This window comes from Sporosarcina sp. YIM B06819, assembly GCF_033485175.1.
In the GTDB taxonomy this organism is placed as follows: Bacteria; Bacillota; Bacilli; order Bacillales_A; family Planococcaceae; genus Sporosarcina.
In genome coordinates, this window is the sequence record NZ_JAWLIQ010000021.1 from 17,402 (window position 1) to 33,929 (window position 16,528).

Sequence of the window (16,528 nt, forward strand, 5' to 3'; positions counted from 1 at the left end):
TACTTATGGATACAACATTTTCTGCAATTCATCCAACGCTTCCACAGCCGCTAGATTACCTGTTGTTCCAAATAGAAGTTCGTCTAAATCATAGACGCGATCATTTTTCACGGCTTCAAAATGCTTCCACACATCGTTTGTTCGGAATTCATCATCAAACATTTTCACAACTTCATCAGGCATGCCATGTGCTGCCCTTAAAATGATATCTGGTTTAGCTTGCTGTAAATATTCTGTATTGGATGATAAAAACTCGACATCTTCCCCAGTGATGACATTTTTCCCACCACTGCGCTTCACAAGGTCACCGATATAAGAATGCTCGGTTGCAACAAGATAACTGCCTGGTATCCCCATCAAAATTAGAACGGACGGTTGCTCTTTTCCTTCCACCGTCTGTTCAATCTCCACTACTTTTTCTTCAAATTGATCAACAATCGCTTGTGCTTGCGCCTGTCGATCGTATTTTTCACCTAACTTCAAAATTTCACTGTGCATTGCGTCGATACTTTCCAAATCGACATAAGTCATATCGATATTACGCTCATCAAACATCTCTTGCAAATCGTATTGTAATGTTGTGACGGATAGTATTTCCGTTGGTTTCAACGATAACAGCATTTCCATATCAGGGCTCATCGGATTGCCCACTTCTTTTGCGCCTTCATAGCGCTTCGGTAAATCTTTGTAGCTGGATGGTATGCCGACTAAATCGAGTTCAAGTGCATCCATAATTTCCGTCAAAGCGACTGTCGTCGCGACAATCCGATCTTCCGTTGGATCAATTACTTCAGCCTCATCTTGTGATGAACAACCCGCCATTATGACGACTATCAACAGGCACAACATATAGTTAAATTTCCGCATTTTTTAGGACAACTCCTTAAAGAAGGGTCTTGATGTCGAATCAAGGCCCTCGTTAGTTATGATTTTCGTTTTCTAGTGAATAGTAATACCCCGCCGGCAAGAACAATTGCAACAATAATAAAGATCCATATTGGACTAGATTTCGATGTTGAATCTGCCTCAACTTCTTCAACCGCCTGTTCTTCTATCACTTCAGGCTCTTCTTCAATTTCTATATCTTCCTCTTTGGCATCATCTTCATTTGCTGTTGCTTCAGAATCTTCTTTAATGGTTGAAGCTTCGGCATCTACAGGTTCAGTTTGTTCGACTGTTTCAGTTGGTGCTTGCCCTTTTTCCACGGCAGCTACTTCTGTTTTCTGACTAACTGCTTCATCTTTAGCTGATGCCGGTTTTTCTTCTACTTTGGGCGTTACTTCTTGTTTCTTCTCATCTTTCGTAGATGGTTTTTGCATTGGTGTAGAGGTCGCTTTTTCTGTTTCGGCAGGTTTAGTTGTTGGAGTAGGTGCCGGTTTTTCAACAACCGGTGCTAAAGGAATATTCGTGCTGTTAAATTTGAAGCGAATATCGTATTTATTGTCATAAGTAAATCCGGGAATCCCCGTAACAATGATATGAATTTTAGCACTGACCAATTGATCGAGGTCTTTCACTTCAAACTTCACAACGCGCTTGTCATTAGCCTCGTCTTCACTTACCACTTGTACCTCAGTGCCGTTCACTTTAAAATACTGCCACCATGAGCTGTTATTCAACGTCATGATTACATGCATATTACCATTTTGGACAATCAATTTTGCTGGATTAACAACATATTCTGCAGTTGCAGAAGGTTCACTACCTGTGTCTTTTAACACACTAAACGGCACTGTGTACTCGCCGTCGGCATAAGGTGAAGCTGCCTGTGGGGCTACTGCAGGGACTATTAGCATGAATAGCATAGCTACTATAATAATAACATTCTTCTTCAAATCAAAATCTCTCCTCTAATAAGGAATATATTCATGGGCAATCGCTACAACGCCGGCGTCACTACGTATAGTGACGCCGGCATTGGGATTACTATTATTGTCGATTAAAGCGTTGAGGTCACAGGACCAACTGCCTTAATTTCCGCAAAGAACGCAGAAATTAAGGCAAATCGAACACTTCGCTGTTCGATTAATTATTGAATTTTTTCTAATAGGAAATAAACCATTTTAACAGCATGCGCACGTGTTGCGTTTGCTTTTGGTTCAAATACCTTTTGACCTTTTACTTCTTTACCGCTGATGATGCCAAGACCTGCTGCCAAGTCAATTGATTTTTGCGCATCAGCAGTGATATTTTTTGTATCTGCAAATGAAACTTTGTTTGTTACGCCCTCTAATGCAGTTGCTTTTTTGAAGTCAATTGCACGGATAATCATTGTTGCCATTTGTTGACGTGTAATTTTTTCGTTCGGATTAAACTTGCCTTTATTTCCTTTAATAATACCTGCACGGCTTGCTGCTTCAATATCAGCTACAATTCCGTCCATCGCTCGTGTTACGTCAGAAAATGTTCCTTGGAAATCTTGTTTCGGAAGTTCCAGTGCACGGGACAGCATCACTGCAAATTGTGCTCTTGTAATATCGTCGTTCGCAGCAAAAGTTGTAGCTGTTTTCCCTTTAACGATTTGTTTAGCTGCAAGTGCTTCAATATACGGTTTTGCCCATGACTTTTCAATGTCTGTAAATGTAATAACCTCTTCAGTTGCTACCGCCTTGATGCTAGCTTTATCAAATGCAAGACGAACTGTGTAGTTACCCGTGTGATTTGCTGCTGCTACGAATACTGTTACTTTTGCATTCATGATCGCAGATAGGTCTGCTACTTCAAACTCAACTACGCGTGTGTTTGCTTTTTCGTCTGTGTGTACAACTGTCGCATCGACGAATTTACCATCTTGTTCAACTTGGAATGCTGTAATTTGTTCGTTGTTTGTTAAAGTAAGTGCTACAAGGTTTTTACCATCTTTTACTGCAAGCACTGCTGGTGTTTTGATATATCTTGTCATAGAAGATTCTTTATCTTCCTTTTCATGCAAAGCTTTAAAGTCGATTGTAAATGCGCCGTCTTTTGCTACTTCTGGCGTTTCTTCAACTTCTTCTTTTACTACTGCTTTGATGCTTGTTGGATCAAAAGCAAGGCGCACTACATGGTTACCTGTATAGTTTTGCGCTGGCACAGATACGGTTACTTTTGAATTCATAATCGCAGTAAGGTTTGCCACTTCAAATGACACAACGCGTGTGTTCGCTTTTTCGTCTGTGCTCTCAACTGTTGCGTCTACAAATTTACCATCTTGCTCTACTTGGAATGCAGTAATTTGTTTATTGTTTGTTAATGTTAGCGCAACAAGGTTTTTACCATCTTTCACTGTAAGAGCCGCCGCTGCATCGATATATCTTGCCATTGAAGAGTCTTTGTCTTCTTTTTCATGCAAAGCTTTAAAGTCGATTGTGTATACACCATCTTTTACTGCCCCTGGCTTCACTTCTGGTTTTACCTCAGGTTTTACTTCTGGTGTTGTAGGTATTTTGCTACCATCAAATTTTAAACGGAGGTCATAACTATGATCATACTGACCGATTCCTGGAATACCCGTTACAATAATATGTGCTTTGACATTCAATACTTTTGTAACATCCCGAACTTCAAATTTAACAAGTCTAGTATCCGCTTTCGTATTTTCACTCACGACTACTGCATCTACAAAGTTAGCTTCTTTGAATGTACCTGGTTGTGTTGCCTGAACTTTTAGCGACTGCCAAAACTTTGCTTGCTCTAGTGTCACGTATGCAAATGTCTTGCCGTCTTCAATAACAATCTTAGCTGGACTTTTTACAAAGTCGCCCGCAGTAGACTTGTCATCGCTATCTGCTTTCAATACGTCAAATGCTACCTCAACTTCTTGTTTCGTTACTTTTGCTGCTTGAGATGGAAGTGCTGGGAATACTGAAAATACTACAAGTAGTGCTGATAATAACATCATAATTTGCTTCTTCATTTGATTACTCCTTTATTAGTGCATTATTTTTTGGATGAACTAAATTTACGTATAGTGATAATAATAGCTACGGCAAGTGCTGCCATAAGTGCATATATCCATGCCTTACTTTCCGTTCCCTCATCAACGATTGATGGAACAACAACAGCAGGTGCGTCTGTTTCCTGCATCGTCTCCAAGTCAAAATCCAAACGAACGGTATATTTATGGTCATACGCTGGCACCATATCTTCGATCACGACATGCATTTGCATCCGTACAGGCTGTGAAATATCACCATCCACCTTAAACGCAATGACCCGTTGATCATTTTCGGCATCTTCACTCACAACATCCACGTCGACAAATGACTCTCCATTGGCAGCTGCGAGAATTTTAACCCATTTACTACGGTTCACGGTGAATTGTATATACTGATCACCGTTATCGACAGTAAGTGTCGCTGGTTTCTCGAAATAATCATTGGCAATGGATACAGAATCATTGTCAGCTTGTAGCATCTCGTACTCAACAACATATGTACCGTTTGAAAAATCAGCGGCAACAGCTTCTGGTAGTTGAATAACAACTAACAAACACCCTAGTACAGCCGCGACAAATGACAACGCAACCATTTTCTTCACAAACGATACCTTTTTACTTCCAACGAACTTTGCAGTAGGCAAACTTCCCTCTCACTCCCTTCCTAATAAGGTTTTTTTCCACACTCAACCTATATATATTGAGAATGATTATCAGTGAATAACTCTTCCTAATAATAACTGATAGAATACTAATGTCAACGAGTCCTTAGACCTTTCACAAACTGTTCACATTGTTTATTTGATTTCATCAGATAAAGTCTCCGGCGGATGTCACGGATTTTTAGGGGAGTTAAGAAGGCAATCTAAGTGCGCTACGCCCTAAAAACATCGGTTCCACTCACTACATCCAGCATTACCCACCTTACAATTGAGATGGGAGAAGATTCACTTTCAATCAAACAAAATATCACTGGTGTATACAGCAACTTTAACGCTATAAAAGAAATTACAGTTCCTGCTGATATCATCAGAAATACCATTAGCATAGATGACTACTTTAATTCATTAATAGAGCTAGAAGCAACGAAATTAGGATAGTAAAAAGCGGAACAAGCTCGTTAGGAGCCTTGTTCCGCTTTTTGGTGTAGATTATTATGGTTTTGTAACAGCTACTTTAACGCCTGCTTTTTGAGTGTTTTTAGCTGAAGTTTTGTCTGTAATTAATGTCGATACTTTTGTTTCAATTGTCATTTCTTTTGTTAAGTCTAGTACAGTTGCACCATTAACAATGTTGTCGACAATTGTAAGTCTCACTTTTGTCGGGACACCAGATACTTCTTTAGCTTCCCACGCTGCATCTTTTAAAATAACAGCCGTTGTTCCTTGCATGATTGTGAAATCAGCGCCTGCATTGCCAACAGCTAATTGAACGGCTTCATTATAAGTCAATTCAATTGTTTTATTGTCAATAGCTTTTGCACCGACAAGTACTGGAGCCATGTTGTCTGCAACAGTTACTGTACCTGTATATGTGTTCAATGCTTTACCAGTTGTAGATTGGATGTTAGCAACTGTAAAGATCACTGCTTGATCATCTTTGTCCACAGATTCTGCTGGTAAAGTGATCGTTGCTACTTTTTGTGTAGCATCTAATGTAATCGTTGTTCCAGCCGCTAATGGTTTACCTGCCAATGTATAGTTAGCTAGGTCTGTTGCAGAGTTTGCAACTGCTCCACCTTTAACTGCTTCAGGGAATGTAACAGTGATCGCATTGTTTGTTGCTTCGGCTGAAGTAACAGAGAATGTAGTTTCTGTTTCTACTTGACCAAAGTCAATTGTATAGTTGAATGCATTTGATTTGTTAGCAGTTTCTGCTTGGTCAGATACTAATTCTTTTGCAAATGAGAATGTGAATTTGCCAGATACTTTAGCAGGTTTCTTCGCTTCATAAACTACTTTTGTAGCTCCAACTGTTACTGGTTTAGCCGTTAATCCACCTAAGAAAGCATTCGCTCCCGTGTTTGGAACAGCAACACCATTTTCATTGACAATCGTTGGTAAAGTAAGTGGCGTAACAGCTAGACCTTCGCTAAAGTTCACTTCAACTGCCGTCACTTTACCGTCGTTATCTTTCATAACTTTATAGCCTGTTGCTACTGGCTTCACAGTGTCTTTTGTAAGCGTAACATTTTGTGTAGTCGCAGCAATTTTGTTGCCTAATTTATCTTTAATAGCATCTGACAATACAACCGTGAACGTACGGCTAGCTTTATCGGCAAAAATCGCTGTTTTAGTTACTGGAATTAGGAACTGTGTATCGTTTACAGCTGTTACTGTGCCTGTTGATACAGCATTCAATGCTTCATCTTTTACTGCGCCATTTTTCAATGCTTCGATAACAGAAGCTTTGTCCATTGATTTATTGAAAGTAACAAGGATTCCTTTTTCACCTTGTGCAGCAAGTGTAGCTGCTGGTACAGTTGCATCAACGTTCACTGTGAAGTTTGCTGAAGTTGAAACTGTTTTGTTTCCAGCTAAATCTTCGATGTTAATAAGTTCAACAACGTGCGTTTTTCCAGTTTCAAGCGAAAGTCCATCAACTGTCATTGTAGTTTTATCGCTACCTGTGAAGTTTGCTGTTACATAAGTACCATTAACTTTTACAAGTCCAGTACCTTTAATTGGTTCTGAAACGTTGATAGTCAAACTTGTTGCAATTTTGCCATTTGTAGTCGACTCAACACTTGCAATCACTGGAGCTACTACATCTTTGTAAGTCATCATTGAAATATATTTATCTGTTTTTACTTTCGCATCTGCTTTTGTTTTAATTGGATCAACATTCACAGTTGCTTTGACAACGTCAATTTGCTCACTAGCAGTCGCTGTAAGAACCTTGCCATCTGCTGATAAAGATTGCTTGGTGAATGTTACACCTTGGATTGTTAATTTCCCAGCAATATCATTTACATCTACTGCAACGCTGAATTTCACTTCAACCTGTGTAGCATTCAATGCATTTACTTCAGTAACAAAGCGATCGTCTGCTGCAAAATCAAATGTCATAGCAATTGTTTTTTCAACTTTCGCTTCACCTTTAGTAAGTGTAACAACGTAGTCTCCTGCTGTTTTTCCAGCAACTACTGTTGCAACTACATCTTTTTCAGTAACAAGTGATGTCACATACGCTTGAACTGCTGCAAGTTTGTTTGCATCCGTTGCAAATTCTCCGCGTGAAACTGTTACAGCTCCAGCTACTACTTGTTTAGCAGCCGCATCTACTGCTACTTTATCCGCATTTGGTGCTTTTACAGCAGAGTAGTCTGTGTTCATTGATTTATGAAGGAACGTTGCGAACTGGCCGCGAGTTGTCGTATTTTTAGGGTTGAAGTTTGGTGCAGCTGGGTTCGTAATATTGAAGAAATCAAGAACGTCGATAGCTGGACGTGCTTCTGCTTTCGCTTTTCCTAGGTCAATAACGTCTTTTTTGAAGTCTTGTGCTTTAACGTAAGTGACAAGATCCATGTCATGTACTTGATCAAACGCACGTACAAGGACGACTGCCATGTTTTCACGTGTGATGTTGTCGCCAGCTAATAGACGACCGTTACTACCATTGAATACTTTGTTGTCTTTCACAACTGCCGCATATTGTAATAGTTCATCATTTGATTTTGCAGTCAAATCAGTGAAACGCATGTTAGTTTTGTAGTCTGCTGGAATTTTATATCCTTCAGCTACTAACCATTTACCCATCAATTTAACAACGTCAGAACGTGTCAATGTTTTGTTTGGTAGGAATGAGCCATCTGGGTAACCAGTGATAACTCCTGCATCAGATAGTGCATCGATTGCTGTTTCATGCGTGTTGCCTTTTGTATCATTGAAATCTTTCGCACTTGCTACTGGTGCTACTGCCGTTGCTACTAGCGCAGCAGATGCCGCCCCTACGAAAAACTTCTTATATTTTGCTGAGTGATTATTAGTCATGAATTAATTTCCTCCCCGTGAATAAGTAGAAATGGTACCGTTTATGTACCTTGCTTCTTGCACCTTTTATAGTAGCATGGTAGCCAGTCTCTATTAGCGTCCAATTTTTGGTTGTTTGCTATTTACTAGAATAATAGGAGGGGGGATGGTTGGCTTTTGCGCGCGGGGGAAGTATGTAATGCTTTTATAGAAGGTAACAACGTAGCCAGCCCACCTCACAACGTTTCCGCTAAACTATGCAACACTTTCTACAAACTAAACAACGTTCCCGAAAGTTCACAACGTTACCAGCTTTCCTCACAACGTTTCCCACGAACTATGCAACACTTTCTACAAACTAAGCAACGTTCCGGAAAGTTCACAACGTTACCAGCTTTCCTCACAACGTTTCCCACGAACTATGCAACACTTTCTACAAACTAAACAACGTTCCGGCAAGTTCACAACGTAGCCAGCTTTCTTCACAACGTTTCCCCCAAACTATGCAACACTTTCTACAAACTAAACAACGTTATGGAAAGTTCACAACGTAGCCAGCTTTCCTCACAACGTTTCCCCCAAACTATGCAACACTTTCTACAAACTAAACAACGTTCCGGAAAGTTCACAACGTAGCCAGCTTTCCTCGAAACGTTTCCGCCGAACTATGCAACACTCCCAACGAACTAAACAACACTCCAAACAAACTATGCAACACTCAATAATCCACCACACAAAAAAAGCAGTACCCCCGAATGATTAATCACTCCAAGGATACTGCTCGCCATATTCAATTTCACAAACTAGTACGTGCCTTAACTGCTTCCACAACTTCTTCAGCTGTTCCCATCTGAAGTGCTTCATTCACAAGTTCAACCATATCGCTCTTCTTCAAATTCTTAATTTGTGTGCGTGCTGGTAGGATCGACGTAGCGCTCATTGAGAATTCGTCGAGTCCTAGGCCAATCAATAATGGTACAGCGATTTCGTCGCCTGCCATTTCTCCACACATGCCAGCCCATTTGCCTTCCTTGTGAGCAGCGTCGATAACCATCTTCACTAGGCGTAGAATTGCAGGGTTATAAGGTTGGTACAAGTATGAAACGCGTTCATTCATACGGTCTGCTGCAAACGTATATTGAATTAAATCATTTGTTCCAATGCTGAAGAAATCGACTTCTTTCGCAAATACATCCGCTTGAACAGCAGTCGATGGAATTTCCACCATGATGCCGACTTCGATATGATCTGCAATCGTTGTGCCCGCTGCAAGTAGCGCTTGTTTCTCTTCCTCCAAAATTGCTTTTGCTTGGCGGAATTCACCGAGTGTTGCAATCATCGGGAACATAATTTTCAAGTTACCGAATGTGCTTGCCCGTAACAATGCGCGTAGTTGCGTGCGGAAAATCTCTTGCTCTTCTAAACATAGACGAATAGCGCGGAAACCTAAAAATGGATTCATTTCCTCAGGCAATTGTAAGTAAGACAGTTCTTTGTCTCCACCGATATCAAGCGTACGCACAACAACTGGCTTACCCGCCATTCCTTCAAGAACTTTTTTATAGGCTTCGAACTGCTCTTCTTCTGTTGGTAGCTTGTCCCTACCCATATATAAAAACTCAGTGCGGTAGAGTCCAACGCCTTCTCCACCATTATTGACAACGCCTACCAAATCTTCTGGCGTACCGATGTTAGCAGCCAATTCAACCTGATGGCCATCAGCTGTCATCGTTTTTTCATTGACCAGCTTGGCCCACTCTACCTTTTGCTGCTCGAATTGTTGCTGTTTACTTTCGTAGGTAGCAACCACTTCAGCGTTAGGATTAATATGTATTTCTCCATTTAATCCATCGACAATGACTAGATCACCGTCTTGAATTAACTTTGTCGATTCTTGTGTGCCGACAACAGCTGGAATTTCTAACGAGCGAGCCATAATTGCGGAATGGGATGTTCTTCCGCCGATGTCTGTCGTGAAGCCTTTGACAAATTGACGATTTAACTGTGCAGTATCTGACGGCGTTAAATCTTCTGCAATGACAATGACCTCTTCAGAAATCATGCTTGGGTTAACCATTTTAACACCAAGTAAATGTGACAGCACTCGTTTCGTAACGTCTCGAATATCCGCCGCACGTTCTTGCATATATTCACTATCCATTTGCTCAAACATCATAATGAACATATCTGTCGTTTCTTTCAAAGCAAATTCAGCATTAACGTTATCCGCTGTAATTTTCTCTTCAATCGGTCCAATTAACTCTGGATCTGTTAATACTAAAACATGCGCATTAAAAATGGCTGCGTCATCTGCACCTAGTTCTTTTTCAGCGATATCACGAATGGCTTCCAATTCGCTTTTAGAAATGGCAAGTGCCGATTGAAAACGTGCGACTTCAGCCGCACTATCTTCAATCGTCTTTTTGCTAAAGGATAAATCAGGCTCAACTAAACAGTATGCTTTTGCAATGGCAATACCACTTGATGCAGCAATTCCTTTTAACAAGCTCATTATTCTGCCAGTCCTTCAGTTTTCAATGTTTTCGCTAACTCATCAACAGCAGCCTGTGCATCCGCGCCATCAGCATTTAGTTTGAACGTTTCGCCAAAGCCAATCCCTAAAGACATAACCCCTAAAATAGATTTCAGGTTAACATTTTTCCCAGCATAATCTAGGTTGACATCTGATACAAATTTGTTTGCTACACTTACTAACATTGCTGCCGGACGTGCGTGAATACCTGCTTTATCTGTTACCGTAAATTGTTGTTCAACCATCTTAATCAAACTCCCTCATTTTATAATTGATAATTCTATCCTTAGAATACTTTTTTTATTGCCAAAATACAAACTTCGTTACTTATTTTTACCTAGCCGATTGAGGTACTGCTGCAATTCTCTTGTCAGCAACTGTTCATCATGAATCACTGCATGTTTTTTCATAATTGTGATCATGTCATGTATATTCACTTCAGATGGAATATAACCATGCAAATCAAACAGTACTTGTTTCCGCAGACGAGATTTATCTTCATATTTAAGGAACGAATTGGCTAGATACAGCCTTTTATCTGTTTCCAAAAAGAACGGCGAGAATACGATATCGTAATCGAGATTGGAATCATGAAGCTCCCTAAGCGATACGATATCCAGGAATATAAATTCCGGAAATAGCTCACGTAATTCATTAAACATAACCCACGGAACTGCAATATCGGTTGGGCAAACAACAATCGCCTTAACCTTTTCTTGTAAATTATCGCCTTGTTTCCTTAACCAGCCGCCGATTAACATCGTTAAATAGGCCATTTCACTGTCTGGAATTGCACTGCCAATTAATGCGGCAAGTGGCTTTGTCGATTGACTGACCAAATGATACAATTCCTTATACTCATTTTTCATGAGCGCGTAGCCTACATCATTCATTTCAGTTAGCTGGTATTTAATGCGATAATATGCTGGTTTTAAATGAAGTAATATTCTATTTAATAATTGTTGACGATCCTGCAATTTAACAACCGCACTCGTTTCAAACAAACACAGCATTTCATCCAACGCTTGAGCTAAATTAGGAATGGGTTCTTCCGATTGCGCTTCGGACCAATAGACATTCGTTGTCAACAGTCGCAAAGTGATAAATAAGCGCTCTTGTACGGGGATATCTTGCATGTCGAACAAAATTTCTTCGGTCGCTTGATACTCCTTCGTATCCGATAATTCCTCGTATTGAATAGAAAATGATGTTTCTATTTCGTTATCCTTCACTCTACGTAAAACGAGTAAAAGAGAATACGGCAGCGTTTCTATTTCTTCATCCGCAAACTTTAAATTCAATTTTCTTTCAATCTTTTCGAGTCGAACCCTTAGCTCTTCCAACTCTATTTCTTGAATATGTGCTAATTCTCTGAGTTGCTTTTTTCCGTTCGGAGTTGCTAATACTTTATAAATCGTATTGATCAAGAGCCTTCGAATGGAAAACTCTTCTCCTTCCAACAGATAGCCTTCTCTGCGCGAATAACGAATCACAAGGTCATATTCTTCCACCCAAGCTCGCGCTTCGTTTAAATCGCTTAACACGGTGTTTTTACTCACGTCTAATGCTTTCGTAAAATGAAAAAGGGAAAGTTCCTCTTGCTTACTGAGAAGCATCAGGATAATCATCTGAACGCGCTGTGTTTCAGATATAATCGTCAATTCTGATGATGCAATCGTTGCACCACTTCCATAGTTTAGAAAAATGGAATGGTCGATAATGAAATGCCCTTGCCTAGTTCGTTCAATAATCGGAAGACTTTTAGCTTGTAGCCAGTCATTGATTTTATCGAAACTATACCCTAACTGCCTGCGAGTTAAACTATATCCTGCTTCTAACTCTTTGCTAGTAGTGCTAGGATTCCCTATCAATTCATCAAAAATCATACGACTACGACTATCGAGCTGCATACTTACCCTCCCTTCTTGTTTAGTATATCACAATAAATCCAAATGTTGCACACTCTTTCATCACAATTTATCGGAAACACTTTGTACATCACTGTGCTCAAACTCACGTAGCCATACCGCTCTTGCTAGTTCCTTTGTTTCTCTTTATCATATAGATAGAAACAAGACTGAAGGAGCATATTTTAAATTGAAGAAATTAGTTGCACTACTACTATTAGCCGTCATTGCATTTCCATCTTTCTCCGAAGCCTCTGCCATTAAGTCCATTAAGATTACCGAAACAACCCCTGTTTTCGATGAAAAGCAGAAGGTAGCGGTCTTCCAAAAAGGCACTTCTCATACCGTGATGAAAGAATCAGATCTCTATTACTACACAGTGATCGGCAATGACGAAGTTAAATTTTCAAAGAAAAAAGGGAAGGTCACCAAAGAGCAACCCGAAAGCTGGAAAGGTGCGCATCCTGTAAGAGCTAAAACATCGACGTATGTACAAATTGTTGATCGCCCAACAAAAAATGCAACTATCGTTGGACAAATTCAACCAAATATGACCATTCAAGTACAACGATTAAAGGGAGACTATTTCCCAATTATCATGGGTGGGAAAACCGGATATATACATAAGAATCAGCTGCATATCCAAGCAGGCATTCCCGTTTTAATGTATCACGATATTTTGCGCACAAAAACAGACGACAATACGTCTACATTGGAAATTGAAAAGTTTAAAAAGCAAATGGACTACTTGAAGAACAACGGCTGGACAACCATCACGCCGCAGCAATTAGAACAATGGGTAGCCAAAAAGACGACGCTACCTAAAAAATCGGTCCTCATCACATTTGATGATGGCTACCAATCGACCATCGATTTGGCTTATCCCATTTTGAAAGCGCATGGATTCCAAGCGACATCATTCCTGATCACAAGTCGTATTAACCGACCAAACACCGTTTCTGAGCTTGGTATGATCCAAACACAGGATGTCTTTTCCTATCAAAGTCACACACACGCATTCCATATGTTTAATTCGCAAACGAATACGAGCCTTCTCCAACATGAAACAGAGTCGGCAATCTTTCATGACCTTGAACAAGCAAATAGCTCCATTGAAGAGATTCTCGGCTATAACTACCGTGTGACCACTTTAGCTTATCCATATGGTAAACGGGGTCCCGAAGCTATCAGCGCCTTACAATCGGTCGGACTAACGAGCGCCTATACCATTGACGAGGGCAACGTTTTTCAAGGCGACCCCCTGTTCGAATTAAAACGGCAGCGCGTCCATTCCAGCATGACACTACAAAACTTTGCCGATAAGTTAGAAGGTAAATAAATTAACAAGCCCCTCATAAACTTTGAGGGGCTTGTTGTATCTCATCATCTATTGCCAAAAACCACGTAGCAAACCGAGGAGATGATGCCGAAAATGACAACATACACAACAAGGCTATATAACGGATCAATGATTGATGTATCTTGTTTCAACAGTTTTGTCAGTATGTATAGCGGAACAAGCAATAATGTAAATAGAAGGGCGAATAGGAGAAGTAGGTTTCCGATGGTGGTTACTTTTAATAGAAGAAGTAGGTATGCGATGACTACGAGGATAATGGATGAGATAAGATGTGTGCCATAAATACTAACAAGCTTTTTGATGGATTGTTCAGGTCCTACAAACAACACCGTTATATACAATGAACCGAGGACAATCATCATCGCCAAGATGGCATACGCGATTGCACCGCCAATCGCTAACAATGAAGGTGATTCCAAATCTTTGGCAAGCCCGGCAACAATCGTTAGCAGTCCAATCGTGACAAGTCCATGGCTGAACTCCTTTTCGCCTGCTTCAAATATTTCAACAGGCCGCTTCAAATACTTCACAACATAACGCCAGTACTGCGTCGATAGGGCTTGCATCTTTTTAGCATAGCCACTCGATTGCGGCTTCAATTTCACAGCCCTCGTTTCCATTACCCCCGCCAATCTATCTCCAATGACAGTCCCACAGCTCGCACAAAACTTCCCTTCCCTTTGATGATGTCCACAATGTATACAATACAAGTCTTTCCTCCCCCCATTTTTAGCAATTAATACAAAGAATCGTTCGACAAAATTCTCGTTTTCCACGACTGTGGATAAGTTTATAAACATTGTAACTATTACACCCTATGTATCCACAACCCTTATAAACAACTTAACCACAGCTTATCCCCCGTTCGCTGTGGACAAAAGAACGGTTGTTCTAAATGTTCTTTTTTGATAGATTAAGAGTAGATCATTATTACTTATCACTTTATGCATTCACGGTTGATTTTATGACGACGTACACTACTAAATTGGAGGTGAAATCTCAGATGAGTAAACTACCCGATGACTTACTAATTCAGTCCTATGCAAAAGCAAAAGCCTCCAATCTTAATCCTCTTTTTATTAATTTACTAGAAGCTGAAATTCGCCGTCGCTCATTACTTGTCAAAATTTAATTTACTTTCAAAAAAGCAGCAGGTTCTCACTAAACGCATGAGAGCCTGCCGCTTTTCATTTCACCGTTATATCCACATAAATTCCTTGCTTCATTGAATGGTCGTTGTTGCCTTTCCAACGTGGATGGATAGCGAGAACGTATGATTCGCCTGATACTAACGGTTTTTTCGGGGTGACAGTTAATGTGCGATCATCTGTTACTTCAATTGTTACTGCACTTTCTGCCCCGCCTAATTGAATGAGCTGAACAGCGCCTTTGTCGAGATTGTTCCAATTCATTGCAGCATTCATTTCAACTGTAAATTTCTTAGTTGTAGCAACTTTCGATAGTTTCGGAAACGCTTTATAGCCCTGCCATTTTCCGACTAATTGAGCATGATGCGAGACTTCTAGTTCAGCTTCTTTTTCTGTTATCACATCTGGCTTCACACCGATTTTATCAACAGCCTGACCACCTGGGGAATAAAATCTGGCAGTCGTTAATTTCAAGACACTGCCATCCGTAAAGTCGAACATCGATTGCATCGTACCTTTGCCGTAGCTTGTTTGACCATATAAAGTAGCCAACTTTTGCTCTTTCACTGCTGCCGCAACCATTTCTGATGCACTCGCGCTATAGGCGTTTATCAACAAATGAGTGGGTGCCGAAAACTTATTTGGCTGAGCAATCGCTTTATAGGAGATTGGCTTACCTTGCTTTTCCTTTATTCGAAAAGCGCCTACTGCTTTCGGGAAAAATCCCGTCATTTCCTGTGCAACGGTTATATAGCCGCCACCGTTATTGCGCAAATCTACAATCCATCCTTCAGCGCTAGGCAACGATTGAATGGCCTGATTGACTTCTGTTGCAGATTCAGTTGCAAAACTGTTCAGGCGAATATAACCGATATTACCACCAAGCATAGTCGACTCGACATTCGCCATCGTAATGACTTCTCGTGTAATACTCATCGTTATCGGCTTCGTTTGCCCTGCTCTTTCAAGTACAAGACTGACCGTAGTACTTTCCGGACCACCAATCCAAGACACCGCAGTCTGAACTGACTTACCAACAAGACCCCGTCCCTCTACATGCGTAATCACATCGCCAGGTTGGATGCCCGCCCGTTCTGCTGGCCCTTTCGGAATGACAGACGTCACCTTAATGCCCTTAACATCTTCTTTCAGTACAACACCGATACCAATAATTCGCTGCTCTATTCCGTTGACAAAACCTTGGTATTCCTTCGCACTCATATAGACAGAATAGGGATCTAAATGCTTTGTAATCTCCTGCGCCGTCTCTTGCTGTAATACCGATTCTGGCACATCATCGACATAATAATTACGGATAAGTTGCCGAATATCCTCAAGCGGCTCTGCCGATGCCGACGCTGATGCTGCGAATGGTAATAAGACAAATAACATTGCGAATAAAGGCAGTAACCATCTACTATTGTTCTTCAAAATTATGATTCCCCCTCTCGTCTGCGTAACTATTTCTTTATTATACTATTCATTTTCATATTAATGAATAATCTTTATATGTATACACATTTTTTTCGGAGGTGATGACGTCTGGCTCGGGAACTGAGCGACCCTTTGGCGAAGCTGGGTTACCTTGACCGTAAACTGTCCGACCCCGAAGTGAAACTGGACGACCTTGACCGCAAACTCGGCGACCCTAAGCAAACTGTACGACCCCGAGGTGAAACTGTACGACCTTGAC

At 40.6% G+C, this 16,528-nt stretch carries 13 protein-coding genes; 3 read left to right on the forward strand and 10 right to left on the reverse strand.

Annotated elements, in window-relative coordinates:
- Positions 1 to 3: 3 nt before the first annotated feature.
- The 4 genes from isdE to R2B72_RS14070 all read right to left on the reverse strand — a co-directional run bounded on the left by isdE (position 4) and on the right by R2B72_RS14070 (position 4,560).
- Positions 4 to 867, reverse strand: a complete 864-nt coding sequence (gene isdE, locus R2B72_RS14055; RefSeq protein WP_318617266.1) for a heme ABC transporter substrate-binding protein IsdE — start codon at positions 865 to 867, stop codon at positions 4 to 6.
- A 56-nt stretch (positions 868 to 923) separates the two neighbouring features.
- Complete coding sequence (locus R2B72_RS14060) at positions 924 to 1,835, reverse strand: NEAT domain-containing protein (RefSeq protein WP_318617267.1); 912 nt, start codon at positions 1,833 to 1,835, stop codon at positions 924 to 926.
- A gap of 194 nt (positions 1,836 to 2,029) precedes the next feature.
- Entirely contained in the window at positions 2,030 to 3,895 is a 1,866-nt protein-coding gene (locus tag R2B72_RS14065) for an NEAT domain-containing protein (protein ID WP_318617268.1), read from the reverse strand.
- Positions 3,896 to 3,918: 23 nt separating this feature from the next.
- The gene (locus tag R2B72_RS14070) at positions 3,919 to 4,560 is read right to left on the reverse strand and encodes an NEAT domain-containing protein (RefSeq protein ID WP_318617269.1); all 642 of its coding nucleotides are present in this window, start codon (positions 4,558 to 4,560) and stop codon (positions 3,919 to 3,921) included.
- Positions 4,561 to 4,785: 225 nt separating this feature from the next.
- Here R2B72_RS14070 and R2B72_RS18695 point away from each other — a divergent pair, with 225 nt between their 5' ends.
- Positions 4,786 to 5,016, forward strand: a complete 231-nt coding sequence (locus R2B72_RS18695) for a DUF6612 family protein (protein ID WP_412177859.1) — start codon at positions 4,786 to 4,788, stop codon at positions 5,014 to 5,016.
- Between the two features lie 54 nt (positions 5,017 to 5,070).
- Here the strand turns inward: R2B72_RS18695 and R2B72_RS14075 are convergent, their stop codons facing one another.
- From R2B72_RS14075 to R2B72_RS14090, 4 genes are all read right to left on the reverse strand, one after another.
- Positions 5,071 to 7,908: an S-layer homology domain-containing protein gene (locus R2B72_RS14075; protein WP_318617270.1), complete on the reverse strand. Its 2,838-nt coding sequence runs from the start codon at positions 7,906 to 7,908 to the stop codon at positions 5,071 to 5,073.
- Positions 7,909 to 8,683: 775 nt separating this feature from the next.
- A complete protein-coding gene (gene ptsP / locus R2B72_RS14080) occupies positions 8,684 to 10,399 on the reverse strand; it encodes a phosphoenolpyruvate--protein phosphotransferase (protein ID WP_318617271.1) in 1,716 nt (571 codons plus the stop codon).
- Positions 10,399 to 10,665, reverse strand: a complete 267-nt coding sequence (locus R2B72_RS14085) for a phosphocarrier protein HPr (RefSeq protein ID WP_318617272.1) — start codon at positions 10,663 to 10,665, stop codon at positions 10,399 to 10,401. Before R2B72_RS14085 ends, ptsP begins: the two co-directional genes overlap by 1 nt.
- A 78-nt stretch (positions 10,666 to 10,743) precedes the next feature.
- Entirely contained in the window at positions 10,744 to 12,330 is a 1,587-nt protein-coding gene (locus R2B72_RS14090) for a transcription antiterminator (protein ID WP_318617273.1), read from the reverse strand.
- A gap of 187 nt (positions 12,331 to 12,517) precedes the next feature.
- Between R2B72_RS14090 and R2B72_RS14095 the strand changes: the two genes are divergently transcribed.
- Positions 12,518 to 13,666, forward strand: coding sequence for a polysaccharide deacetylase family protein (locus tag R2B72_RS14095; RefSeq protein WP_318617274.1), 1,149 nt, complete (start codon positions 12,518 to 12,520; stop codon positions 13,664 to 13,666).
- Between the two features lie 44 nt (positions 13,667 to 13,710).
- Here R2B72_RS14095 and R2B72_RS14100 read toward each other — a convergent pair whose 3' ends face one another.
- Positions 13,711 to 14,397, reverse strand: coding sequence for a hypothetical protein (locus R2B72_RS14100; protein ID WP_318617275.1), 687 nt, complete (start codon positions 14,395 to 14,397; stop codon positions 13,711 to 13,713).
- 293 nt (positions 14,398 to 14,690) lie between these two features.
- Between R2B72_RS14100 and R2B72_RS14105 the strand changes: the two genes are divergently transcribed.
- Entirely contained in the window at positions 14,691 to 14,819 is a 129-nt protein-coding gene (locus R2B72_RS14105) for a sporulation histidine kinase inhibitor Sda (protein ID WP_318617276.1), read from the forward strand.
- Between the two features lie 55 nt (positions 14,820 to 14,874).
- Here R2B72_RS14105 and R2B72_RS14110 read toward each other — a convergent pair whose 3' ends face one another.
- Entirely contained in the window at positions 14,875 to 16,266 is a 1,392-nt protein-coding gene (locus R2B72_RS14110) for a S41 family peptidase (protein WP_318617278.1), read from the reverse strand.
- Between the last annotated feature and the right edge of the window lie 262 nt (positions 16,267 to 16,528).